This is a genomic window from Streptomyces sp. BE20 (assembly GCF_036322525.1).
Taxonomy (GTDB): Bacteria; Actinomycetota; Actinomycetes; order Streptomycetales; family Streptomycetaceae; genus Kitasatospora.
In genome coordinates, this window is the sequence record NZ_JAQYWW010000448.1 from 35,298 (window position 1) to 57,093 (window position 21,796).

At 71.0% G+C, this 21,796-nt stretch carries 21 protein-coding genes and 2 pseudogenes; 11 read left to right on the forward strand and 12 right to left on the reverse strand.

What is annotated here, in order from left to right; all coding sequences use genetic code 11:
* The first annotated feature begins 98 nt into the window (after nt 1-98).
* The 7 genes from PUR61_RS04655 (at nt 99) to PUR61_RS04685 (ending at nt 5,064) form a co-directional block, all read left to right on the forward strand.
* A complete protein-coding gene (locus PUR61_RS04655) occupies nt 99-1,010 on the forward strand; it encodes a ribokinase (RefSeq protein ID WP_329875909.1) in 912 nt (303 codons plus the stop codon).
* Nucleotides 1,011-1,070: 60 nt separating this feature from the next.
* A complete protein-coding gene (locus tag PUR61_RS04660) occupies nt 1,071-2,417 on the forward strand; it encodes an NtaA/DmoA family FMN-dependent monooxygenase (protein ID WP_329875911.1) in 1,347 nt (448 codons plus the stop codon).
* A gap of 31 nt (nt 2,418-2,448) precedes the next feature.
* Nucleotides 2,449-3,033 carry a flavin reductase family protein gene (locus PUR61_RS04665; RefSeq protein ID WP_329875913.1) on the forward strand — a complete coding sequence of 195 codons (585 nt, stop codon included), beginning with the start codon at nt 2,449-2,451 and terminating at the stop codon, nt 3,031-3,033.
* Nucleotides 3,026-3,451 carry a riboflavin kinase gene (locus PUR61_RS04670; protein ID WP_329875915.1) on the forward strand — a complete coding sequence of 142 codons (426 nt, stop codon included), beginning with the start codon at nt 3,026-3,028 and terminating at the stop codon, nt 3,449-3,451. The genes PUR61_RS04665 and PUR61_RS04670 overlap by 8 nt, the downstream gene beginning before the upstream one ends.
* Nucleotides 3,452-3,604: 153 nt before the next feature.
* Nucleotides 3,605-4,330 carry a nicotinamide mononucleotide transporter family protein gene (locus PUR61_RS04675; RefSeq protein ID WP_329875917.1) on the forward strand — a complete coding sequence of 242 codons (726 nt, stop codon included), beginning with the start codon at nt 3,605-3,607 and terminating at the stop codon, nt 4,328-4,330.
* A gap of 123 nt (nt 4,331-4,453) precedes the next feature.
* A complete protein-coding gene (locus PUR61_RS04680; RefSeq protein WP_329875918.1) occupies nt 4,454-4,696 on the forward strand; it encodes a plasmid mobilization protein in 243 nt (80 codons plus the stop codon).
* A complete protein-coding gene (locus tag PUR61_RS04685; protein WP_329875919.1) occupies nt 4,693-5,064 on the forward strand; it encodes a fic family toxin-antitoxin system, toxin component in 372 nt (123 codons plus the stop codon). Before PUR61_RS04680 ends, PUR61_RS04685 begins: the two co-directional genes overlap by 4 nt.
* Nucleotides 5,065-5,336: 272 nt before the next feature.
* Here PUR61_RS04685 and PUR61_RS04690 read toward each other — a convergent pair whose 3' ends face one another.
* Nucleotides 5,337-5,918, reverse strand: a complete 582-nt coding sequence (locus tag PUR61_RS04690; RefSeq protein WP_329875920.1) for a TetR/AcrR family transcriptional regulator — start codon at nt 5,916-5,918, stop codon at nt 5,337-5,339.
* A 617-nt stretch (nt 5,919-6,535) separates the two neighbouring features.
* Here PUR61_RS04690 and PUR61_RS04695 point away from each other — a divergent pair.
* Nucleotides 6,536-9,238, forward strand: a complete 2,703-nt coding sequence (locus PUR61_RS04695; protein ID WP_329875922.1) for a helix-turn-helix transcriptional regulator — start codon at nt 6,536-6,538, stop codon at nt 9,236-9,238.
* A gap of 68 nt (nt 9,239-9,306) precedes the next feature.
* Here the strand turns inward: PUR61_RS04695 and PUR61_RS04700 are convergent, their stop codons facing one another.
* The 4 genes and pseudogenes from PUR61_RS04700 to PUR61_RS04715 all read right to left on the reverse strand — a co-directional run bounded on the left by PUR61_RS04700 (nt 9,307) and on the right by PUR61_RS04715 (nt 12,112).
* The gene (locus tag PUR61_RS04700) at nt 9,307-9,672 is read right to left on the reverse strand and encodes a DoxX family protein (RefSeq protein ID WP_329875923.1); all 366 of its coding nucleotides are present in this window, start codon (nt 9,670-9,672) and stop codon (nt 9,307-9,309) included.
* Nucleotides 9,673-9,852: 180 nt separating this feature from the next.
* The gene (locus PUR61_RS04705) at nt 9,853-10,914 is read right to left on the reverse strand and encodes an LLM class flavin-dependent oxidoreductase (protein ID WP_443035122.1); all 1,062 of its coding nucleotides are present in this window, start codon (nt 10,912-10,914) and stop codon (nt 9,853-9,855) included.
* Nucleotides 10,915-11,025: 111 nt separating this feature from the next.
* A pseudogene (locus PUR61_RS04710) lies at nt 11,026-11,433 on the reverse strand (VOC family protein); the annotation flags it as partial.
* 340 nt (nt 11,434-11,773) lie between these two features.
* Nucleotides 11,774-12,112 carry a hypothetical protein gene (locus PUR61_RS04715; RefSeq protein WP_329875927.1) on the reverse strand — a complete coding sequence of 113 codons (339 nt, stop codon included), beginning with the start codon at nt 12,110-12,112 and terminating at the stop codon, nt 11,774-11,776.
* A gap of 161 nt (nt 12,113-12,273) precedes the next feature.
* Here PUR61_RS04715 and PUR61_RS04720 point away from each other — a divergent pair, with 161 nt between their 5' ends.
* Nucleotides 12,274-12,525 (forward strand): winged helix-turn-helix domain-containing protein, encoded by a 252-nt coding sequence (locus tag PUR61_RS04720; protein WP_329875929.1) that lies wholly within the window; start codon nt 12,274-12,276, stop codon nt 12,523-12,525.
* A 109-nt stretch (nt 12,526-12,634) separates the two neighbouring features.
* Here the strand turns inward: PUR61_RS04720 and tgmC are convergent, their stop codons facing one another.
* The 4 genes from tgmC to PUR61_RS04740 form a co-directional block, all read right to left on the reverse strand.
* Entirely contained in the window at nt 12,635-13,768 is a 1,134-nt protein-coding gene (gene tgmC / locus PUR61_RS04725; protein ID WP_329875931.1) for an ATP-grasp peptide maturase system methyltransferase, read from the reverse strand.
* Nucleotides 13,765-14,736, reverse strand: a complete 972-nt coding sequence (tgmB, locus tag PUR61_RS04730) for an ATP-grasp ribosomal peptide maturase (protein WP_329875933.1) — start codon at nt 14,734-14,736, stop codon at nt 13,765-13,767. The genes tgmC and tgmB overlap by 4 nt, the downstream gene beginning before the upstream one ends.
* A gap of 1 nt (nt 14,737) precedes the next feature.
* A complete protein-coding gene (gene tgmA / locus PUR61_RS04735) occupies nt 14,738-15,016 on the reverse strand; it encodes a putative ATP-grasp-modified RiPP (protein WP_329949942.1) in 279 nt (92 codons plus the stop codon).
* A 908-nt stretch (nt 15,017-15,924) separates the two neighbouring features.
* Nucleotides 15,925-16,206, reverse strand: a complete 282-nt coding sequence (locus tag PUR61_RS04740; RefSeq protein ID WP_329875937.1) for a hypothetical protein — start codon at nt 16,204-16,206, stop codon at nt 15,925-15,927.
* 168 nt (nt 16,207-16,374) lie between these two features.
* Between PUR61_RS04740 and PUR61_RS04745 the strand changes: the two genes are divergently transcribed.
* Nucleotides 16,375-17,598 (forward strand): helix-turn-helix transcriptional regulator, encoded by a 1,224-nt coding sequence (locus PUR61_RS04745; protein WP_329875939.1) that lies wholly within the window; start codon nt 16,375-16,377, stop codon nt 17,596-17,598.
* A 461-nt stretch (nt 17,599-18,059) separates the two neighbouring features.
* Here PUR61_RS04745 and PUR61_RS04750 read toward each other — a convergent pair whose 3' ends face one another.
* The 3 genes and pseudogenes from PUR61_RS04750 to PUR61_RS04760 all read right to left on the reverse strand — a co-directional run.
* Nucleotides 18,060-18,557, reverse strand: coding sequence for a hypothetical protein (locus PUR61_RS04750; protein WP_329875941.1), 498 nt, complete (start codon nt 18,555-18,557; stop codon nt 18,060-18,062).
* A 2-nt stretch (nt 18,558-18,559) separates the two neighbouring features.
* Nucleotides 18,560-18,808: a hypothetical protein gene (locus PUR61_RS04755; protein ID WP_329875942.1), complete on the reverse strand. Its 249-nt coding sequence runs from the start codon at nt 18,806-18,808 to the stop codon at nt 18,560-18,562.
* A gap of 625 nt (nt 18,809-19,433) precedes the next feature.
* Nucleotides 19,434-19,661, reverse strand: a pseudogene (locus PUR61_RS04760) (VOC family protein); the annotation flags it as partial.
* Between the two features lie 665 nt (nt 19,662-20,326).
* On the opposite strand from PUR61_RS04760, the gene PUR61_RS04765 reads away from it, so the two are divergent.
* Nucleotides 20,327-21,727 carry an extracellular solute-binding protein gene (locus tag PUR61_RS04765; protein ID WP_329875943.1) on the forward strand — a complete coding sequence of 467 codons (1,401 nt, stop codon included), beginning with the start codon at nt 20,327-20,329 and terminating at the stop codon, nt 21,725-21,727.
* Nucleotides 21,728-21,796: the final 69 nt, after the last annotated feature.

Below are 21,796 nucleotides of genomic sequence, written 5' to 3' on the forward strand. Positions count from 1 at the left end.
AGCGGGTCTGAGCCGGCGGAAATGCGCAGCACGAGGGTACTTGACGGTTTTCTGGGGCTGGTCCACAGTGTGGGAGATCGATCTCCCAAGGAGTGTGGATGCCGCCCATCACCGTCGTAGGTTCGGTCAACCGCGACCTCGTCCTGACCGTCGAGGACCTGCCGCGCCCCGGCGAGACCGTGCTCGCACGGGGATTCGTCGAGGGCGTCGGCGGCAAGGGTGCCAACCAGGCCGTCGCGGCGGCCCGGCTCGGGTCACGAGTGCGTCTGGTCGCCCGGGTCGGCGCGGACGCCGGTCCCATCCTGCGGGCGCTCGCCGCCGAGGGCGTGGACGTCGAGGCGGTGCGCCCGGCGCCGGAGAGCATCACCGGGATCGCCTCCGTCGTGGTCGACCGGGCCGGTGAGAACACCATCGTGGTCAACCCGGGCGCGAACGCCGAACTGTCGGTCGCGGACCTTCCGCAGCGGCTGGCCCGGTCCGCGGGGGAGGTGGTCCTGGTCCAGCACGAGATCACCGCCGAGGTGGCCGCCGCCGCCGTACTGCGGGCCCGGGAGCAGGGCGGCACGGTCGTCCTCAATCCGGCCCCGGCCCGGCCGGTCGCCCCGGAGGTGCTGGCCGCCGTCGACGTCCTCGTCCCCAACCTCGGCGAACTCGCCACCCTGCTCGGAGCCGAGCGGCCCACCGGGCCGGACGGCGCACGCGAACTGCTGGAGCGGGCCGCGCTGCCCTGCGGGGCCGTCGTCGTGACGCTCGGCGCGGACGGAGCGCTGGTCAAACAGCCGGGCCGCCCCGCCGTGCACCTGCCGGCCCCCGTCGTGGACGCCGTCGACACCGTCGGCGCCGGCGACACCTTCTGCGGAGCCCTCGCGGACTCCCTAGCCCGCGGCGCCGACCTGCTCGCCGCAGCCGAACGCGCCGTCCGTGCGGCCTCGCTGGCCGTCACCGGGCTCGGCGCCCAGTCCTCCATGCCGTACGCGGCGCAGCTCGACGCCCCCGCCGCCGTGTCCTGACGGAACGCACCTCCGTCGCCCCTCCCTCGGTACCACCCCCAGTTCAACGGAGAACCACCCATGCGCAACCTCAAGCTCGGACTGTTCGAGAACGCCCAGACCAACGCGAGCGGCACCGCCACCTGGCGCCACCCGGACAGCCGCCGGCACCTGTTCGACACCTTCGGGTACTGGCGCGAGATCGCGGCGATCTGCGAGGACGCCAAGCTGGACTTCCTGTTCCTGGCCGACGCCTGGGGCTGGTCGGAGATCGACGGGGTGCGCCCGCCGATCGCCACCGAGGAGACCTTGGACCTGCCGCGCCTGGACCCGTTCGTGATCGCCTCGGCCCTGCTCGCGAGCACCACCGACCTGGGCCTGGTGGTGACCGGATCGGTGCTGGTCGAACCGCCCTACGCGTTCGCCCGCCGACTGGCCACCCTGGACCAGCTGTCCGGCGGCCGGCTCGGCTGGAACGTCGTGACCACCGGCACCGCCGACACGGCGGTCAAGGCCTTCGGCATGGACATGGTGGCGCACGACGACCGGTACAGGATGGCCGAGGACTTCCTCGACCTGGTCTACAAGTACTGGGAGGGCGCCTGGGAGCCGGACGCCCTGGAGAAGGACAAGGACGGCCGGTTCGCCGACCCGGCGAAGGTCCACCTGGTCGAGCACGACGGCCCGTACTTCCGCTCGCGCGGCTACGGCAACACCGCCCGCTCCCCGCAGGGCACCCCGGTGCTGTTCCAGGCCGGAGCGTCCCCGGCCGGGCGACGGGTCGGCGGGCGGCACGGCGAGTGCATGTTCGTCGGCAGCGGCTCGGTGGCGCAGCTCGCCGGGCACACCACGGCGATCCGCGAGGAGGCCGTGAAGGCGGGCCGACGCGCCGACGAGGTCAAGGTGATGTCGGCGTTCTCCTGTGTGGTCGGAGCCACCACCTCCGACGCCGAGCGCCGCTGGCAGCGCGTCCTGGACGCCCAGCGTCCGGAGGTCACCGTCGCCAGCTACGCCATGTTCACCGGCCTCGACCTCTCCTCGTACGCGCCCGGCACCCCGATGTCGGAGCTGTCCACCGAGATGTCGCAGACCCAGGTCGCCCGCTTCGCGGGCAGGACCGTCGGCGACGTGCTCGCCGACTGGCACACCCACGGTGTCGGCGCCCGCCCGGTGGTCGGCACCGCCGAGGAGATCGCCGACGAGATCTGCGCCCTGGCGGAGGGCGCCGACCTGGACGGCTTCCTGCTCTCGCCGACCGTGCAGCCGGCCTCCACCACGGAGTTCGTGGAGTCGGTGCTCCCGATCCTGCGCGCCCGCGGTGTCTTCCGCGGCGAGTACACGGCCGGTGAGTCGCTGCGCGAGCGGCTGACCGGCGCCTCCGACCGCGCCCTGCCTGCCAGCCACCCGGCCGCGCAGCACCGTCACTGACCACCCCACGCGCGACGAGAGGACGACGACCATGGTCACTCCCGCCCACCATCCGACCCCGCCCGCCGCGTCCGCGGAGCTGACCGCTGCGGAGCCGACCGCTGCGGAGCCGAACGGTGCGGAGCCCGACGCCGCGGAGCTGAACGCGGCGGTGCTGCGCCAGGCGTTCGGCGCCTACCCCACCGGTGTGGTCGCGATCGGTGCGCTGCGCGACGGCGGACCGATCGGGCTCGCGGTGAGCTCCTTCGTGTCGATCTCGCTGGAGCCGCCGATGGTCGCGGTCAGCGTGGCCCGCTCCTCGACCACCTGGCCGAGGCTGGCAGGGGCGCCCGTGCTGGGGCTGAGCGTGCTCAGCCGTGACCAGGGCGCGCTCTGCCGGCGGCTCGCCTCCCGCGCGGGCGACCGCTTCGAGGGCACCGCGTGGCGGGCGACGCCGGACGGCGCGGTGCTGATCCACGACACGGCCCTGTGGCTGACCGCCCGGGTGAGCGCGGTGTACGACGGCGGCGACCACGAGATCGTCCTGATGGAGCTGCTCACCGCCGAGCTCTTCCCCGGGGTGGAGCCGCTGGTCTTCCACACCAGCCAGTTCCGCGAGCTCACCCCGCATGGCTGACACACCGACGACCCCCCTGGCCGGCACCGTGGTGCACGGCGCCGGCCGGGGGACGGGCCTGGGATTCCCCACCGCCAACGTCGCTCCCGACCCCGGCACTCCCGTCCCACCGCCCGCGATCTACAGCGGCTGGCTGGCCCGCCGCGCGACCGGCACCGTGCACCGCGCGACGATCAGTGTCGGCACCAACCCCACCTTCTGCGACACCTCCGAGATCCACACCGAGGTGTACTGCCACGACGCCCCGGGCGATCTGTACGGCGAGCGCGTCGACCTCTGGTTCGTCGCCCGCATCCGGGACACCGAGAGGTTCGCCTCGGCGGACGAGCTGGTGCTCGCCGCACGGGAGGACGTCCGCCGCTCGGAGGCCCTGCTGGACTCCGCGTACGGACGGCACGTCCGCAACGTCCTCGCCTGACCCCGTCACCACGCCCCACCTGCTCGGCGCGCGTTCCCGCCCCCTCGGTGACCGCGCCCTGCGCCCACGCGCCCGGTCGGCCCCGCTTCCCCCGCTTCGGCGGGGCCGACCGTCGATCCCCCTCCTCGCTCCGAACGAACAAAGGTGTGAGTCATGAGCGCATTCCACTGGCTGAACGAGCAGTTCAGCTTCTTCGGTCTCCCCGTCTACTGGTCCGACTTCCTGGGCAACCTCCTGGCGCTCGCCACCGTCTGGCTGGCCCTGCGGCGCTCGCTGGTGGCCTGGCCGGTGCAGATCCTCGGCTCGGTGCTGCTGCTGATCGCCAGCCTGAACGTGCATCTCGGCGGCAACGCCGCCCGGCAGATCGTGATCATCGTCTCGGCCTCCTGGGGCTGGGCGACCTGGAAGCGCAGCCGCGAGCAGGAAGGCACCATCAACGTCCGCTGGGCGTCGAGCCGTGAACGCGCCGCGCTGATCGCCGCGATGGTGCTGGGGACGGCCGTGTTCGGCGCGGTGCTGAGATGGACGGACGCCTCGTTCTACCCCGGCGCGCCGTTGTGGATGGTCCTCGCGGACGCCTGGATCTTCATCGGCTCGATCCTCGCCATGTACAGCCAGGCCCGCCGCTACGTCGAGTTCTGGTTCGTCTGGCTGGCCGTCGACCTGGTGGGCGTGCCGCTCGCGGTCCACTCCGAGCTGTACTTCTCCGGCATCGTCTACGGGATCTTCTTCGTGATGGTGCTGCTCGGCATCCGCGACTGGGCCTCCCGCAGCAAGCCGCAGGAGATCGCCTCGCCGCTGGAGCCCGCCGTCCTGGTCGAAGGCCGGGACGACGTCCGCCCGGCCGGCGGCCCGTCCCGCGCCGGGGTCCCCGACTGAGCGCGGCTCACGTCCGCCACCCCCTCATGCGTCGGCCGCCCGCCCCCTCAAGGGTGGGCGGCCTGCGTCGGATCCGGGCCGGGGGTGTTGTAGCGCACGATACGCACGGCTACGCTGACGGGCGTGAAGCAACTGAACGTCCGCCTGGACGAGACGACCCACGAAGCCCTGGAGCAGCGCGCCGAGGCGGCCGGGATGAGCCTGCCCGACTACGCGCGCAAGGTCCTGGTCGAGGAGGCCGACGAGAGGCGCGAGCGCTTCCTGACCGCCGCCGCGCACTTCTCGCAGGCGTGGGCGCCGGCCTTCGAGGCCGGGTTCGGCCCCTACCCGCAGAGCGCCCGGTCCGGCACGGCGGACGCGGCGTGATCCTGCGCGTCGACCGGGCCTGGCTCCTGGACGTCACCCACCAGTTCCTGGCCGCAGACCCCGACGTCACGGACTACGGCACGCTCGCCGCCGCGGTCGCCCGCCACGTCGACGAGGTCATGGAGGTGCCCGTGTACGGGGCCGTGCACCAGCGTGCCGCCGCGCTCATGCACCAGCTCATCCGCGTCCCGGCCCTGGAGTACGCCAACGAGCACTTCGCCGCCGTCGTCGCCGCCTCCTACCTCAGCGCCTCCGGTGTCATCGTCACCGCCGAACCGAAGGCCGCCGTCGCCCTGGCCGCCCGTGTCCGCGACGGACAGGCCGACGTGCGCGAGACCGCCACCGCCATCCGCACCTGGTACCGCTGAGCCGCGGCCGGGGGCGGCGCCGCAGGACGCGCCACCACCCCCGGCCGCGGATCGCTGATGCTCACACTGACGGAACCCGGCCCGTGTCCGTCGTCGTAGTGGAGGAATCCCGAGGCCGTGCCGGACTCGTCGAGCGTGAGCCGCCCGTCCTCGAACGACCCGCGGCCGGAGATCCGGGTGACCGTCCCCGGGGGCATGAACGCCGCCAGCTGGGCCGAGATCGGGCCCGAGCGCCGGCCTCCGCCGGCGGGGCCGTGGCCGGTGGCGGCCGGTCAGGTGTCGGTGCCGACCGCGGGCCGGCGTGTGTAGTGGGCGAAGAGGGCGTCGGCGACGACGGCCCACTGGGTGCGCAGGTCGAAGCCTTCGGGGTCCATGAGCCAGTGCAGCTGGAGGCCGTCGAGGACGGCCGGCACGACCTGGAGGAGTTCCGGCGCGGCGTCGGTGTCGACGCGGCTGCGGGCCTCCCGGATCAGGAGTTCGGTGCGGCCGTCGAAGTAGGCGCGAGCGGGGTGGGCGGGGTCGAGGGCCTCGGCCTGGACCATGGCGTACAGCTGGGCCCGGCGCGGGTGGCAGGCGTTGTAGTCGACGATCGCGTCGAGGGCGGAGCGCAGGTCGGGGCTGCCCGCGACGACGGCGTAGAGGTGCGGGCCGTCGATCCCGTCACGGTGCTCCAGGAGGGCGAGGAGCAGGGTGGGCATGTCCGGGAAGTAGTGCATCACGCCCGGGGCGGACATGCCGCAGCGGCGGGCGAGTTCGCGCAGCGACAGGCCCTTGTAGCCCTCCTCGGAGACCACGTCCATCGCGGTGTCGAGGATGGACAGCCGCCGCTCCTGCGGGGTCATTCGGGTCGCCACTACGCCTCCTGATCAGGGCCCCTTCGGCGGGCCTTGCCGGGGCCGCGGGGCTGGCCTAGAGTACCCCCGCCAGCTTATCTAACGGATGTTAGATAGTTCTGACGCCGGGGAGGGACGTCGTGACCGCCACCTCGTGCGAGGCCGTCGCCGTCGCCTCCGTCGTGCCGGTCGCCGGCGTGACGCTGCCCTTCCGGCTGCCCGCCACGACCGGCACGGCCGTCACCGGCCTCGGCTCCGGCCTCGGCGCCGGCACGGCACGGACCGGGCCGTCGGCCCGGCCCGGATGCCCGAAGGGCTGCCCGGAGAGCCTGCTCCTGCGCGGAGGTTCTCGGCGTCCTTGGTACCGTCACCGCTCTGCCGCCGACCGTCGGTCCCTTCGCCGTCGGCCCCTTCGACGGCGGTGCTGTCATCACCCTCGCCATCCTCCCGATCCGATCCGTGAGGCAGGTACCCCCGTGAACCGCACCGCTGCCCCCGCACCTCCGCGTCCCGGCGCCCGCGACGGCGTCCCGCTCACCGTCACCACCGGTACCCCGGTGAGGGGAGGTCCCGGGCCCGACGGCCGGGGCGGCCACCTCCGGATCGGGCCCACCCGCAGGGAAGGGGGTGGGGAACGGATGCTCCTGGAACGCGACGAGGTGCTGGGCACGGCCGCGGCAGCCGCGGCAGCCACGCGTGCGGGCAGCGGCCGGTGGATCCTCCTCTCGGCGCCGGTCGCCGGCATGGGGCGGACCGCGGTGCTGGAGACGATCGTCCGCCGCGAGTCCGGCCGCGGCGCGATGCGCGTCGGCCGGGCGCGCGGCGTGGCGGAGGAGACGGCGTTCCCGTTCGGAATCGTTCGGCAGCTCTTCACGGACGACGAAGCCGTGCCCTTCTCGGTGCCGACCGGGATGGACGAACAGTGGCTGTTCCACCGCCTGGTGACGCGACTGACCCGGTCCGCCGCCGAGCGGCCGGTCCTGCTCGTGGTGGACGACCTCCACCATGCCGACGAGCCGTCCCTGCGCTGGATCGGCTACCTCGCCCGCCGGATCGCCGAGATCCCCGCCCTGCTGGTGGTCACCGAGTGCGCGGACCAGCCCGGTCCGGTGCCCTTCCCACCCTCCACGGGCGGGGCCGTCGCCCTCCGCCCCCTCAGCGAGTCCACCGTCGTCCGCCTCGCCCGGGCCGCCGACCTGGACCGGGACGACACCGCGACCTGCGTCGAAGCGGGTGCCGGCAACCCGGCCCTGGTACGGGCGCTCATCGCCGACCTCGGCGGCGGACCGCCGTCCGGCCCGAAGTCCGCCAGGCCGCACGGCCGTTACCGCGACACGATCGCCGACTGGCTGAGGAAGGCCGATCCGTGCTTACGCCACGCCTGTCTCGCCCTCGCCGTCGCGGCGGAGGGCGACCCGCCTGCCGGCCCCGGTCCCGATCACCGGCTCTGCGACCTCTGCACGTCCGCGCGAGCCCCGGGCGAGCGGCCGGCGCACCACCTGGACGCACTGCTGAGTCACCCCCTCGCCCGCGGGGCCGTGCTCGCCGCCGCCGATCCGGAGGAGGTCGCCGCACTGCACGCCCGTGTCGCGGAACTGCTCGACGAGAGCGGTGCCCCTGCGACGGCCGTGGCCTCCCGGCTCCTGCACGTGGAGCGGCCCGGCGCGACGTGGATGGCCCGCGCGCTCTCCGAGGCCGCCGAGGAAGCCGCGCGCAACGGTCACGTCGCGCAGTCCGCCGCGTACCTGCGCCACGCCCTGAGCGGCACGCTCGACCCGGACCGGCGCGCCGCCCTCACCGTGCGCCTCGGCGCCCTGGAGCTTGCGAACAACCCGACGGCCGGTATCCGTCGACTCCACACCGGACTGGAACTGCACACCGACGTCCGGGAACGGGCCGCCGCGGCGACCGCCCTCAGCGCGGCCCTCGTCGCGGTCCGGGACCCCGACACCGCCATGCGGGTCCTGCGCCAGGCCGGTCGCGCCGCCGCCGACGACGAACTGGTCCAGGTGTTGCAGACCCTCGGCGCGCTCGTCGCCTCGCACGACAACGACGAGTGGCGCGGGGCCGTCGCCGGCCTGCGCGCGCTCGCCCCTACGGCGCCCCCCGCCATCGAGCCGCTGGTGTGCGGGCTGATCACCGAGTACGAGGCCGGCGCCGGTCTCTGCTCGGCGGCCGAGGCACTCGCCCGGATCCGACCGCGCCTGGCGACGCGGGTCGACCCGCGTCTGCGGACGGCCTGGTTCGGCAGCGCGGCCACCCTGTTGCAGTGGGCGGACTGTCTGGACGAGGCCCGCGAGCTGACCGGCCTGTGCCTGCCCGGCCTTTCCGTCCCCCCGGCCCTGACGGACGTCGGTGTGCAGTGCCTGCTCAGCGTCCGGGCCGAGGCGGCGCTCTGGGAGGGCGCGTTCGACCGCGTCGTCGCCGAGAACGCGCCGCTGGTGGAGGCGGCCGGTGAGCGGGGCGTCCGGTTGCCGCACCTGTCGGCGATGGTGGCGTCCGCCCGGTACGAGAAGGGCGATCGCGCCGGGGCGTGGGAGGCCGTGGCCCTCGCCGGACAGCGCGGCAGCGAGAGTTCCTGGGAGTGGAACGAGCTCAGCTACACGCGGGCCGTGCTGCATGCGGCGGACGGCGACTGGCACGCGGCTCTCGACGACTACCTGGCCTGCGGAGCCGGCCAGAGCGCCCACGACTTCGTCAGCCCGGTCGCCACGCCGTGGCGCTCGGGAGCGGCGTTCGCCCTGGTCCGGCTCGGGCGGCGGCAGGAAGCCCGCGAACTCGCCGAGGAGGAGCTGCGCCACGCCCGGACCTGGGGCACCGCGCGTACCGTCGGCCGGGCGCTGCGGGCGTACGCCGCGGCCGTGGGCGGCAGGCTGGCGCTGTGTTCGCTGACCGAGGGCGCCGAACTGCTCAGGCCGAGTGCCGCGCCCGTGGAACTCGCGGAGGTCCTGGTCGACCTCGGCCGGGCCCAGATCGAGGCGGGAAGCGCCCGCAAGGGTCGCGACACGCTGCGGGAGGCGCACGCCGTGGCCCTGCGGCCGGCCCCCGCGCCCGCTTCGGGGGCCGCTCCGGGGGCCGGGGGGCCGGCCGCCGTCGGCCGTCTCCTCGCCCTGACCCAGGACGCCTTGCGCGAGGGCGGGGTACGGAGCAGGAACGGCGGGCACGCCCTGACCCCGGCCGAACGGCGCGTGGCCGAACTGGCGGCGGTGGGGAACACCAACGCCCAGATCTCCTCCGCGCTGTGCCTCACCCTCCGCACCGTGGAAACGCACCTCACCAACTCGTACCGGAAGCTGCGGATCGCCCGGCGTTCCCAACTGGTGGCGGTACTGCAGCAGTAGGCGTCGCGGGCCCACCCCGGCCTCGCCGTGCGCAGACGGTGTTCCGGCGCGTGGCCCGGGGGCGTGGCTCAGAGGCGGGAGACCCGCAGGGCCCAGGCGATCAGAGGAGCCTGAAGCGGTACCCGGGCCAGGGCGGCGACGCGCAGCGGTGCGGGACGGTGGCGCCAGTCCCGGGCCATCTTGACGTTGGCGGGCAGGACCGCGACGAACAGGCCGGCTGCGGCCAGCGCTCCGGCCCGGCGGGTGGGCGGGCAGGCGATCGCCGCGCCGACGGCGAGCTCCGCCACCCCGCTGAGCCGGGTCCAGGTGCGCGGATCACCGGGGAGGCCGCGGGGCACCATGGCGTCGAACGGGCGGGGGACGGCGAAGTGTGCCACCCCGGCGCCGAGCAGCAGGCCGCTCAGGAGAGCGGCGGATCGGGGCAGGGTCGGCATGGTGCTCCTCCAGGTACGGGCCGGCGCCCGGGCTCGATTACCGAAGAGTAACCATGTGGCGCCCGGAGCGGAAGCCGTCGTGCCGTCCGTGACCGACCCGGGCGGCCGCGACGAAGGGGGACGCAGGGTCGGCGACCCGGTCGGCGGAACAGTCGCGCCCGGCCCGCGCCGTCCCCGCCGTCAGTCCTGGGTCCCCGCGGGGAGCGGCGTCAGACCGGCGACCTGTGCGAGGAGGCGGTAGGAGGTGAACAGCGCGTCGCGGTCGTAGGTGCTGGTGGCGAGGAGGAACTCGTCCGCCGCGGCGCGCTCCATCAGCTCGGTGATGCGGGCCCACGCCTGCTGAGGGGTGCCCGCGATGTGGCCGGTGAGCGACTGCTGGAACGCCGCACGTTCGCGCGGGGTCATCGTCCGGGACAGGATCTCCCCGGTGGGGGCCAGCGGCGGGAACTCGCCGTGGGTCCGGGAGTGGGCGGCGGCCCAGGCCTCGGGGACGAGGAGGTCGCGGGCCTCGGACTCCGACCCGGCGACGGCGACCGTACCCGAGAGCACGACGTACGGCCGGGAGGCGCGGGCCGAGGGGCGGAAGCGCTCCCGGTAGCGGTCGATCGCCTCGAACATCCGCTCCTGCCCTCGCGCGGCCGCGATCACCAGGGGGAGCCCGGCCTCGGCCGCGACGTCCGCGCCGGCGCCGGTGGCCAGCACGAACGCCGGTACGTCCAGACCCTCGGCCGGCCGGGCGTGAACGCCGTGGGGGGCGCTCGACGGCGCATCGAAGTAGGCCAGCAGTTCGGCGAGTTGCTCGGGAAACCGGTCGGCGGAGTCCTTCTCCCGGCCCAGCGCCCGCCGTACCCCGTCGGTGAACCCCACCGAACGGCCGAGACCCATGTCGATCCGGCCCGGGAACAGGGCGGCGAGCACACCGAACTGCTCGGCCACGACCAGCGGTTGGTGGTTGGGGAGCATCACCCCGCCCGTCCCCACTCTGATCCGCTCCGTTGCCGAGGCCACCGCTGCGGCCAGCACGGTCGGGGCCGAACCGGCCACGCCCGGGACGCCGTGGTGCTCGGACACCCAGAACCGGTGGTAGCCGAGCCGCTCGGCCTCGACGGCGAAGGCCACGGTGTCCCGCAGCGCCCGGGCCGGTTCCTCCCCCCTGCGGGTCCGGGAACGGTCCAGCACCGACAGTCGGAAGGGCGGCGTCGTGGTCACTCCCGCCACAACGGGCGCTGCCGCCCGGCTCATTCCCGTACGACGGAAAAGGCCACCTGCCCGGCCGGTCCCCGGCGCCGACCACCGGGGACCGGCCGTGGGGGAGCGGCCGTGCCCACGGGCCGGGTGTCGTCGGGCTCCGCGTCAGCGCGGGGCGAGGACGCAGAACTCGTTGCCCTCGGGATCGGCCAGGACCGTCCACGGCACGTCGCCCTGGCCCACGTCGGCGGGCGTCGCGCCGAGAGCCCGCAGCCGCGCCGCCTCCTCGACCCGGTCGCCCCCGGGGTACGGGCGGAGGTCGAGGTGGAGACGGTTCTTCACGGTCTTCTCGTCGGGGGTGCGGATGAATTCGAGGTACGGGCCGACGCTCCTGGCGGAGCGCAGCACGGCCTGGTCGTCCGTCACCTCGTGGACGGTCCAGTCCATCGCCTCGCCCCAGAACCCCGCCATGGCCCTCGGGTCCGCGCAGTCGACCACCACCGCGGCCATCGGCCCGGTGTCCAGGTAGCGCTCGCGGGGCTCCAGCACGCAGAACTCGTTGCCCTCGGGGTCTCCGGAGAGGTGATGTTAGGGGTTCTACGGCAGGGCCGAGAGTGCCCCGCCCGGATCGGTACCGGACGGGGCCGAGGGGGGTACTACTGCGGGCAGTCCAGCGAGCACGCCCACAGGGTGTACCCGGGGCCGCTAGCGGCTTCCTGGTGGCCCACGGGGACCGGCTTCGGGGCAGGCCCCTTGCAGCGGACACAGCGCACCGGAGCGAGGCGGGGCCACGTTTCGCCGTGGGCGTTCTCGTGGTCGTCTCCGTGGAACGGGTCACGGCCGCACGGGGCTCCGTCGTACTGCCCGGGGCGAGGGGCGCCGCATGTGGGCTTCTCGGCAGCAGCGAGGGTCATCACGCCACCGCCCCGGCGAGGGTGTGCGCACCGGGGAAGGTGTGCCCGGTGTCCGGCAGCTTCTCGGCGACCGCCCGCAGGGCCTCGCGCCGCTCGTACTGGCGCTGCATCTCGTCCAGCTCGGCGAGCCATGCCGCACGGTCGACGTAGGGACGTACCAGGGGGCTCGCGTTCCAGTTCTCCGGCTCGACCCACGGGGCGAGGCTCAGTCCGGCGGGAACGGCCCGGATCGGCTTCGGGGTGGGCTCGGGGGCGACCGGGGCGGCGCGGTGCTGTCCGTGGGCCGGTAGGACCAGCCGCAGGGCGGTACGCAGAGCACGGGCGATAAGGTGTCGCATGTTCGGTCAGCTCCCTAAAGCTGTCGGACGCTCGACCCCCGGAGCCGGTCCTAAGCGGCACCGGGGGTTCTTTCGTGTTCGACGGTAAAGCAACTCCTCTACCCTCGTCTACCTACGTATGCCAATAGCTCGGGATGTTGCCCGTTGTCTACCCTTGGCCCATGGCCTCGGAAATCGACTACGACGCACCCACCCCGCCGTACCAGCAGATTGCGGCGGAGATCATCCGCGACATTGAGTCCGGGGTACTCGCGGCGAACCGTCCGATCCCGTCCGAGTCGGCACTGATCCAGCGGTGGGGTGTGGCCCGGGACACGGCCCGTCGAGCGGTCCGGCATCTGCGCGAAGGCGGGTACGTCTACACCGTGCCGCAACGCGGGACGTACGTGGCCGAGCAGACCCCCGAAAAGTAGAAGGCCCCGCCCTGCCGGAGACCAGCGGGACGGGGCCGAGTTGGGCGCGAGAGTCGGCAAGGGTGGTTCTTCCATTGGCGCCCCTGCGTCCCGGCTCCGGGTATCCGGCTCAGATCGGCAGGTTCCAACCTGGACCGGCCTCGCTGCCGATCCACACGCGCTGGCCGAGGGGCGAGACCGTGATGCCGAAACCGTCCTGGTGGGGCTCGCCGGCCGCCTGCCAGGCTTCAACGGCGCTTTCCACTTGGTCCCAGAGTCGGAGCGGTCCGCGCTGAATCACGGTCCACCCTCCGTCAGGGTTGGGCATGGTCCGGGCCTGCGATCCCGTGGCCACGTCCGAGAGGATCTGTTGCCCGCCCGCACCCATCCGCTCGGCCGAGGGTGCCGCGAGCTGAGCCACCCAACCACCGGTCCACGTGCTGATGATCTCGGGATCGATCCGGCTCGGGCGTTCGTCGCCAGGCAGCAGCGCGAGACTCTGACGGGGCGGCCGGTCGTGCGGACGGGCGATCATGAAACTCGTCCACCCAGGCAGGAACCGGCCCGTGGCACTGCCGGGCTCGGTCACGGTGAGCAGCGCGAGGCCGAACCCGTACGACCAGCCGGAGAGGGTGACCAGGATCTTTCCGCCCGGCTTGACCTGGTAGAGCCACGGTTGCGGGATGTACCGAACCGAGCAGGTGGCAATGAGGCGGTCGTACTCGCCCCCGTCCGGGTCACCGAGCAGCCCGTCACCGATGATCAGCCGGGGTGCGTGTCCGGCGGACTTGAGTGCCGCAGCAGCCGCTTCCCCCACGGCCTGGTCGTACTCAATGCTGGTGATGTTGGCGTCCCCGAGGCGGTACGCACCAAGAGCGGTCGAGTAGCCGGTGCCGGTACCGATCTCCAACACCTGGTGCCCGGCCTCGGTGTCGAGCTGGTGCCACATGCGCAGCACCAGTGACGGCAGGGTGGACGACGAAGACGGCGAACCGCTCGCCGTACCGTCCTCGGGCCTGATACGGCCGTCGAGTTGGGTGATCAGGGTCTGATTCGTGTAGACGCCCGCCAGCCAACCGGGTTCGCCCTCTTGGACGGGCCGGTACTCGGTGGGGGCGGTCCCCTCCACGGGAAGGAAGTAGGACCCGACGAACAGTTCCCGGGGGACGGACTTGGCGGCGCGGTTCCACGCCGGATCGGTGACCATGTCGTCACCAGTGAACCCGTCCACCAGGGCGGCGCGGAGTTCGGCCGATGTGCTCACGTGTCGGGGCCTTTCTGTAGTTGGTCGGCGAGGGCGTCGGCGATAGCAGCAGTTGTCTCCGTCGGCTGCCATGCCCATTGGCCGTTTGCGTTGCACTCAAAGAAGTACCAGGAACCGTCAGAGGTCACGGCGAAGTCGAACGCGCCGTACACCAAACCGAGTTCGTCAAGGTAAGCCGCAACCGAACGTACGACCGCCTCGGGGATCTCGATCGGTGCGCACGTCATCAGGTCTTGCCGGTAGCGCCAGTCAAGATCGGGGCTGTCCACGCGGACCCCGAACAGGCGGTCGCCTACGGCAGTCACCCGTACGTCGAACACCTTCGACACCTTGGCTTGGAACAGGTGCGGGCACAGGGACACGGAATCGGTGATCTCAGACGGGTCGACCCCGCGCACCCACACCTGTTGCAGGGCGCCCTCGGCATCCCGGTACCGGCTGTCCCACAAGGGCTTGTAGACCGCGCCGCCAGGTTGGGAGGTGCAGAACTCCCGAGCTTCGTCCGGGTTCGCTGTGATGATCGTGTCTGGCACCAGGAACCCGTTCCGGCTCGCCGCCGAGAGCTGAGCCGGCTTGTACTCCGCATTGCGGATGCGCCACGGGTGGTTCACATAGTGCGCCCCGGGAAGTGACGCGAGGATGCCCCCGGTGCCCCAGAACCCCTGTGCGGCAGCGAACTTGCCCTCTTGCTCCGCCATCCCGGCAGGGGGGTCGTAGGGCGAGGGCCTGCGGACCCACACGGCCCGGACGTTGGACAGGTCGAGCGTCCGGCTTGCAGTGCAGAGGGAGCCCCGCTGTCCACCTGTCCCGTAGCGGGCGGACAGCGAGGCACCCGCGTGCAGATCGGCGCCGGGGTCGACACGGACGACCGGCACCCGGCGGTCAGCCAAGCGGCGTAACACCAGGTCCGCGGTCACGTCGTACGGGTTGGTGAGGACCAGTACGGCCCCGTCCCGATCCGGTGTCATGTCAGCCCGTGCCCTGGTCCTGGTCGTTCGACTGCATGGTGTCCACGTCGGACGGTACGTTCTGCCCGCCGTTCTGTCCGTCGCCGCCACCCGTGGTGGTCGGGCCGGTCTGGTTCGTGCTGGTGCCGTGCGCGCCCATCTCGACCGTCCGGCCGTGCTCGCTCACGATCACGGCAATCTGCGTCTCGGGGTCGATCACGGGCGTGTACTGCGGAACCGCGAGGGTGGGTGCGTACGGCGCCATGCGCTGTACACCCCAAGGGGCGGGTGTGGTCGTCATATGTGCTGTTCCTCCTTGTCGTGGTGGTGCCAAGTAGGTTCAACCACCCTGCGGGAGCGCAGGGTGCGGGGCAAGCCCACCCCGGCCGACACAGCCACGTGACACCGGGGCGGGAGTGGTGCCCCGTCCTGGCGGGTGATTCCCTTTCCGTCCGCCAGGACGGGTGATCGTGGGGCGCTAGCTTCCGCGCCCGAGGGGGTACGCCCTGCGGATCGGGGCCGGCTCGCCGGGCTGCGTCCACCCGAGGGGGGAACAACTCCGGCTCGCCCGGGAACAGTTCGGCCCACTCGTCGGTGAGGAAGGCACCCCACCGGCCGCACGTCGTGCACCGCCAGACCGGCCCACCCGGACCGCTCTGCACGGCGCCCGACTCTTCGGCCCGCTCGACCTTGTGTCCGGCGCCCTCGGGGCACTTGTACATCCGCTGTTCTCCGCCGCTAGTTCTCGGTCTGGGTCCCCGCCCTGGTCGTCCGTGCCGTCCACTCGTCACGTCACCAGGGCGGGGGTTGTGCTTCCCGACGGCAGACAGGCACCCGCCGGGGCCCTAAGGGTGGTCCTGGTCCGCGCCGGGGGGCTGAACCAGGACCACCGACGCGCGCCGCCGCACGCGCCCTTCCGCCGGGTGGGACCGACGGGCGACCCGGAGCGCGGGGGAATCACTCCGGGAGACTTGGACGGCTCGGGACGGACACGCGGACGAATCAGCAGCCCGTACCAGGGCCGGAGTTGGACCGTGCGGACGAACCGCGCCGAGTACTGGCCGTGGTGCCAGCGACAGACCGTCATGACCGTGCGAAGCCCTATCGCCGGTATGGGCACCACGTCCCGTGTCACTCCGCAGGGGAAGCACCAGCCCGAGGCCCAGCGGAGCCCGTCCGGCACCAGCGGGAGAATCCCGGTCTCTAGGTTCATGAGCCGGTACGCCCGCGCCGAGCCTCGCGGCACAGTGCCGAGCCGTGGCGCAACGCCCTGCGAACGCGCGTCCTCGCCTGTCTTCGGCGACGGAACCAGGTCTCCCAGTCTCCGCCGTACACGATGCCGAGCATGGCCACCGCCAGGGCGAGGAACGCCCACACCCAACGGCGCCCGGTCTGCGGGTCGAGCCTGCCGAGGGCGAACACCATGACGGCCGGTCCGAGTCCGACCACGGCTGCCAGGGCAGCGCTGATCGCAGCTGCTTTGTGCCGCATCACAATCCCTCCGATCACTGCCGGACGTTGGGCGAGGCACCAGTTCAGGGTCAAAGGCCCCGCGTGAACAGAGCATGGATGACGCACTCTTGTGGCATCCCTGTCTCATAGTTACTGCATCGAGTGCCCTGACCTGCTAGAACAGTTACTCAGAGACAGGGAGGCGACATGGCAGCTCGGCGCAGGGCCTTTATCGAAAGGCGCAAGGCCCTTGGTTTCACTCAGGATTCCTTGGCTCAGAGCGTGGGTGTTGACCGCTCGACGGTGGCGAGATGGGAAAGCGGAAAAGTCGATCCGCAGGATTGGCAGCGCCCCACTCTTGTCAAGGTGCTGAGGGTGACGCTGGCCGAGCTTGACGACATTCTGTACGGTGGCGTGGATCAGGGGCGCTCGCAGGTTATGCGGGCTTCCGCAACCGTACCGCCGGCCTATGACGACGAAATCGACGCCTTGGAGCTGGCGCGCAGGGTTTCAGCCAGCGATGTTGGAAAAGAAACTATTGAACGGCTAGAACTGACCTTTCACGACCTGGCCGTAAAGTATCCGACCGTGGCTCCGCATGAGCTATTGGGCCAGGTGCGAAAGTATTCGTCGTATGTGACTAGCTTGATGGATGCAAGAAAGACTCTGGAGGAACACCGGCAACTGCTGGTCATAGGTGGATGGTTTTCACTGCTCGGTGCCACGCTGCACATTGATTTGAACCAGCAAGATGCTGCAACAGCCAGGCTGCGGACGGCAATGACCTTGGCGCAGCATGCCGGACATTCGGAAATTCAAGCTTGGTGCTTTGAAACCGACGCCTGGCGAGTACTAACCGATGGCCACTATTCGCGGGCGGCGGAACTTAGCGCCACAGCCCAGCAGTTGGCTCCGGCCGGAAGCTCAGTTGAAATTCAAGCCATCGCTCAGCAGGGGCGGGCGTTCGCGCGGCTTGGATATTCGAATGAAACATATTCGGCAATAGATCGAGTGCAATCTCTTTCCTCTTCCATCGGCACGCCGGATCAGCCAGAGCATCATTTTCAGTACGACCCTGCAAAAGCTGTTGCGTACGCCGCAACCACTCTGGCATGGCTCGGAGATCCGGCGGCAGAAACCTATGCAAGAGAGGTTATTTCGCGGCTTTCGCCGCCGGACGACCTGACCAAGTGGCCTCGCCGAGTGGCCTCGGCAAATATTGATCTCGCGCTCTCTTTGGTAACCACCAATCGCCTTGATGAAGCATGCTATGCGGCGCAGCGCGCAATGCTCTCAGGTCGGGTGGCACCGTCAAATCACTGGCGTGCCCTAGAAGTGGTAAATGCCGTTGAGACCGGCAAGATTTCCGATGCGCGCGACCTCAGGGAAGCATATGAAGAAATGCGACTCCAGATAGAGCCTGCGGATTGATCGGCGGAACACAAAATGGCCCCACTTCGAATCCGATTAGGGAATCGAAGTGGGGCCGTAATGGTCCGCAAGAATGGTCTAATGAGCCATGCGAGTTTCTTGCCTCCCTCCCGCGCTTCTGGCCAGGAGAGGGGAGGCCCCCGGGTGGGGTAGGCCCAGGGCTGCAACCCTGTGTCGGTCGGTCACGCGTCGGACGTGCGCCTCATGCCGGAGCCCGCGGAGGAATCACCGGCGGATCAATCGGGCGGCCGTCCGACTGCCTCGGCGTCACGTCCACGGCCAGCAGCCGGCCGGGATCGTGGGGGTCGCGCATCGGCTGTACGCCGCGAGGCATCGGCGCCCCACCGTTGGCTACTGGCAGGCCAGTTGGGGAGTCGGACCATACGGGCCGTCCCTGCGCGTCCCGGGGGAAGTACGGATAGGTGCCGTCCGGGCCGGGGTCGAGTGCGTCAACGGCCATGTCAGTCTGTCGCTTCGATGTAGGCGGTTCGCTTGGCGTCCAGTTCCTCGGCGTAGTCCGCGCCGATCTCAGCGGCCATGCGCTCGGTGGTCTCGATGAGGTCGTCCACCAGGCGCAGGTCATACATGCGTGGATCTGGCACAGTGGGATTCTGGCCGGTGGCGGACTGGGCTCGCTGGGCAGCGTGCATGATCTTCTCCCGCTTGTACCGCTCGGCCCGGGACGCCATGTAGGCCATGAACCACGGTTCCTCGGCGAGCAGTTCGACGAACCGTTCACGGTTGGCCTTGTCGGCGTCGCTGGCCTGCTGTGCGCGCTCACGCCACGAAGCGGCGAACGCGCGGTCGTACTCGGCGGCTCGCTCGGCGCGGCGGGCCTGTTCGGCCTCCTCGGCGACCGCCAGGGCGGCTTCGGCCTCGGCGAGCGGAGCCGTGAACTTGTCGGCCTGGGCGCGCAGCTTGGCGAGCTTGTCGGCAGCCTTGGAAACGTCGGGGTTCATGGTCAGACCTCACGATCGGTGGGAGCGGAAACGTTGCGGCCGAGCTGCACGGCGGCAGCCTTCGCGATCTCGTAGTGACCGAGCGAGATACGGGAGATCGGGTTCATCTGGTCGTACTGCTCGGGGCGGTCGCGCTTCATCTCGGCAAGGTGCTCCATCGTGGAGTCGTACTGGAACGCGTCGGCGCGCAGACGGAGCTTCGCGGTCGCCCGGTCCTCGTAGGTGTAGGTGTGACTGCCAGGGTTGCTCACGGTGCTACCTCCGGTGGGCTGCTTGTCGACGGCATGAAGAAGCCCCTGCCCGACGGCTTCGGGAGGGGCGGTGAAGCTGGTCCTGTCCCATATGAGCGGGCAGGCCGTACGGGTGTAGGGGCGGGCACTCGGCCTGTCGGTTCCCCTCAGTGCGGTGCGCGGTAGTCCTGCGCTCCCTCTCTCGGGAGTAGAAGAGGGGGACGATATCCCGGGGCCCGCTGTGCGGCGCCGTCCGGTCGTTCCGTCCCGCTCTCTCTTCCTGGGGGTAGAAGAGGGGGACGAATTCCCGCGGGGCCCGAGGGGTGGTGATGGGTGACGTTGGAGACGTGATTTCTAGTTTCTTCTACACACACGGGTGTCTAGATAAAACAGAAAACACCCCTTCGAACGTCACCCATCACCACCCCCGCCGATGCCCTACGCCCCGACGGGCTCGGCGAGGCGCATCCGGCTGCCTTCCGCGGGAGCGTTTTCGGGCGTCATGGTCAGTTCGTCCCGGAGCCCGGCCCACGACTCCACCGCGGGGTCAAGGTCCCCGGTCACTGCGAACGCCACCCGGCGCGGGTCGAGCGTCCGCCACCCGCCGCGTACGCCCTTACGGATCTCCAGCCGTGCCCCGGCGTCTGGTGGCGAGGTCGATGTGCAGACGGTTCTTCACCGTCTTGGGGTCGGTGGCGCGAACGACGTCGATGCAGACGGCGACGGGGTCGGGATAGACGAAGCCCACGGGTTCGAGGTTGGTCACACCGGGGCCCTCGCTGTCGATGCCCCAGCCGAGTACCTCCGCCCAGAACCGGCCGACCGCGGAGTCGTCCCGGGCATTCATCGAAATCTGAACAAGCCGTGTCGTCATGCCGCCGACCCTATGCATGCCGTCCCGCGTCGACAAACACATATCCCGGCCTGGGAGGGATCCGTGGTGCTCCGTGACATCCGGTGCTCGATTCTCCGGGGAGGAGGTGTCGTGACAGTAGAGCGCGCTCGCCGAGCACCTCACAAGATGCATGCAAGGTTCTTTCTAAGATTTGCCGACTTCATGCAGTAGCGGAGAGTGGATCTTGCGGACGTGGAGCCGGGCCTTCCGCTGGTGGGCGGCCCCGGCGGTGGTCCGGCGGTGATCCGGCAGTGTTCGGGCGGCGAAGTGCGGTAGGTGTGACCCGCCGGCAGATCCCAGGGAGGGGTGAGTGTGTAGCCGGCGGAGGCCGCAGCCGGCCAGGTCGCCGGGGCATCGCAGCGGGCTATCTTCTTTTTGCGAAATTCTGTCGACATCTTGTGGTCATCTGGACGGGATGGTTAAGTGAGCGGCGCGCCGAGGGGTGGTCGCCGACAGGTCCCGAGAGGGTCCGCGACGTGCCCCCGGGGCGTCCGAGCCGCGCAGTCCAGGAGTGCGCGGGCCTCGCTTCCGCACGTCCCCGCCCCCGTCACCAGGACCGGGGCGATCCCCACCGGAACACCGGGGCTCCCCCGCGCCCCGGCACCGGCCCTGCCCGCCGTGCCTGTAGAAGGGTCCTCTCTCCCATGAAGACGAATCGGCTTCTCCGCAGATCCCTCGCCGCCGTGGCCGTCGGCGCCCTGGTCCTCCCGGCCGCCGCGTGCAGCAGCTCCGCCGACAGCGGCTCCTCGGGCGACCCCGGCGCGCCGAACGGAGCGGAGGCCCCGCTGGACCCGTCCGCCAAGGTCACCATCAGCGCCGACTGCCAGCCGCCGACCACGAAGCCGGGGGAGCGCAGGCAGTGGGAGGAGGACATCGCGGAGTTCAACAAGACCTACCCGAACGTCACCATCAGGGCCACCGACGCCTCACCGTGCAACGAGCCCGCCAAGTTCACCGCGCAGCTCGCCGGCAAGACCCAACCCGACCTCTTCTACGCCTACTTCACGGACCTGGGCCAGGCGCTCGACGCTGGCGCGGTCGAGGACATCAGCGCGTACGTCAACGAGACGACCGTCCCGGCCCTGAAGGACATCGACCCCTCGGTGCTCGACACCCTCAGGAGCGAGGGCAAGCTCTACGGCCTCCCGGTCACCAACTACAAGATGGGCCTCATCTACAACCGCAAGCTCTTCACCCAGGCCGGTCTCGACCCCGACAAGCCGCCGACGACCTGGGCGGAGATCCGGACGGCCGCCCAGAAGATCTCCGCGCTCGGCAACGGCGTCAACGGCTACGGCGAGTACAGCGCGACCAACCAGGGCGGCTGGCACTTCACCGCCGAGCTGTACGGCCTCGGCGGCAGGATGACCGGTGACGACGGCAGGAAGGCCGCCTTCAACACCCGCGAGGGCAAGCAGGTCCTGCAGAACCTCCACGACATGCGCTGGACCGACGGCACGATGGGCGCCGCCCAGGGGCTCAAGTGGCCCGACCTGATGACCCAGACCTCCACCGACAAGCTCGGCATGTACATCGGGGCGCCGGACGACATCACGTACATGGTCCAGACCCTCAAGGGCAACTACGCCGACTACGGCATGGGTCCGATGCCAGGAGGCAGGGCCACCCTGCTCGGCGGCGACACCCGGCTCTTCAAGAAGGGGTCCACGCCCGACCAGATCAAGGCCGGCATCGCCTGGGTCACCTTCAAGTACCTGACCATGGGCAAGGGCCAGTTCGACTACGCCCGCAACAGGTCGGACAACCTGCCCGTCGGCATCCCTCAGCCCAACTTCTTCACCGGTTCGACCCTCGCGGCGGACAACGCGGCCAAGGCCGCCAGTGCAACCGTCCCGGTCCGGAACTACGCGCCCTACATCTCCGATCAGGTCCCGGGAAAGACCGAGCCGGCCAACGCCCAGCAGCTCTACAAGGTCCTCGACAACGCGGTCTCCGCCGTGCTCACCGACCGGGGCGCCGACATCGACAAGCTGCTCGCCGACGCCGAGTCCCAGGCCAACAAGGTCCTGGCGAGCCTCGGTTAGCCGACGCGGGGGACAACCCGCCCCGGGCCTCAGCCGCCCACGGCCACCCCGACGGACACACACGGATAC

Bases quoted from the DNA above. Each gene is read 5' to 3' on its own strand.
- PUR61_RS04655 (WP_329875909.1), top strand. From the start codon at position 99: ATGCCGCCCATCACCGTCGTAGGTTCGGTCAACCGCGACCTCGTCCTG.
- PUR61_RS04660 (WP_329875911.1), top strand. From the start codon at position 1,071: ATGCGCAACCTCAAGCTCGGACTGTTCGAGAACGCCCAGACCAACGCG.
- PUR61_RS04665 (WP_329875913.1), top strand. From the start codon at position 2,449: ATGGTCACTCCCGCCCACCATCCGACCCCGCCCGCCGCGTCCGCGGAG.
- PUR61_RS04670 (WP_329875915.1), top strand. From the start codon at position 3,026: ATGGCTGACACACCGACGACCCCCCTGGCCGGCACCGTGGTGCACGGC.
- PUR61_RS04675 (WP_329875917.1), top strand. From the start codon at position 3,605: ATGAGCGCATTCCACTGGCTGAACGAGCAGTTCAGCTTCTTCGGTCTC.
- PUR61_RS04695 (WP_329875922.1), top strand. From the start codon at position 6,536: ATGCTCCTGGAACGCGACGAGGTGCTGGGCACGGCCGCGGCAGCCGCG.
- PUR61_RS04700 (WP_329875923.1), bottom strand. From the start codon at position 9,672: ATGCCGACCCTGCCCCGATCCGCCGCTCTCCTGAGCGGCCTGCTGCTC.
- PUR61_RS04705 (WP_443035122.1), bottom strand. From the start codon at position 10,914: ATGAGCCGGGCGGCAGCGCCCGTTGTGGCGGGAGTGACCACGACGCCG.
- PUR61_RS04715 (WP_329875927.1), bottom strand. From the start codon at position 12,112: ATGCGACACCTTATCGCCCGTGCTCTGCGTACCGCCCTGCGGCTGGTC.
- PUR61_RS04720 (WP_329875929.1), top strand. From the start codon at position 12,274: ATGGCCTCGGAAATCGACTACGACGCACCCACCCCGCCGTACCAGCAG.
- tgmB (WP_329875933.1), bottom strand. From the start codon at position 14,736: ATGACACCGGATCGGGACGGGGCCGTACTGGTCCTCACCAACCCGTAC.
- tgmA (WP_329949942.1), bottom strand. From the start codon at position 15,016: ATGACGACCACACCCGCCCCTTGGGGTGTACAGCGCATGGCGCCGTAC.
- PUR61_RS04740 (WP_329875937.1), bottom strand. From the start codon at position 16,206: ATGCGGCACAAAGCAGCTGCGATCAGCGCTGCCCTGGCAGCCGTGGTC.
- PUR61_RS04745 (WP_329875939.1), top strand. From the start codon at position 16,375: ATGGCAGCTCGGCGCAGGGCCTTTATCGAAAGGCGCAAGGCCCTTGGT.
- PUR61_RS04750 (WP_329875941.1), bottom strand. From the start codon at position 18,557: ATGAACCCCGACGTTTCCAAGGCTGCCGACAAGCTCGCCAAGCTGCGC.
- PUR61_RS04765 (WP_329875943.1), top strand. From the start codon at position 20,327: ATGAAGACGAATCGGCTTCTCCGCAGATCCCTCGCCGCCGTGGCCGTC.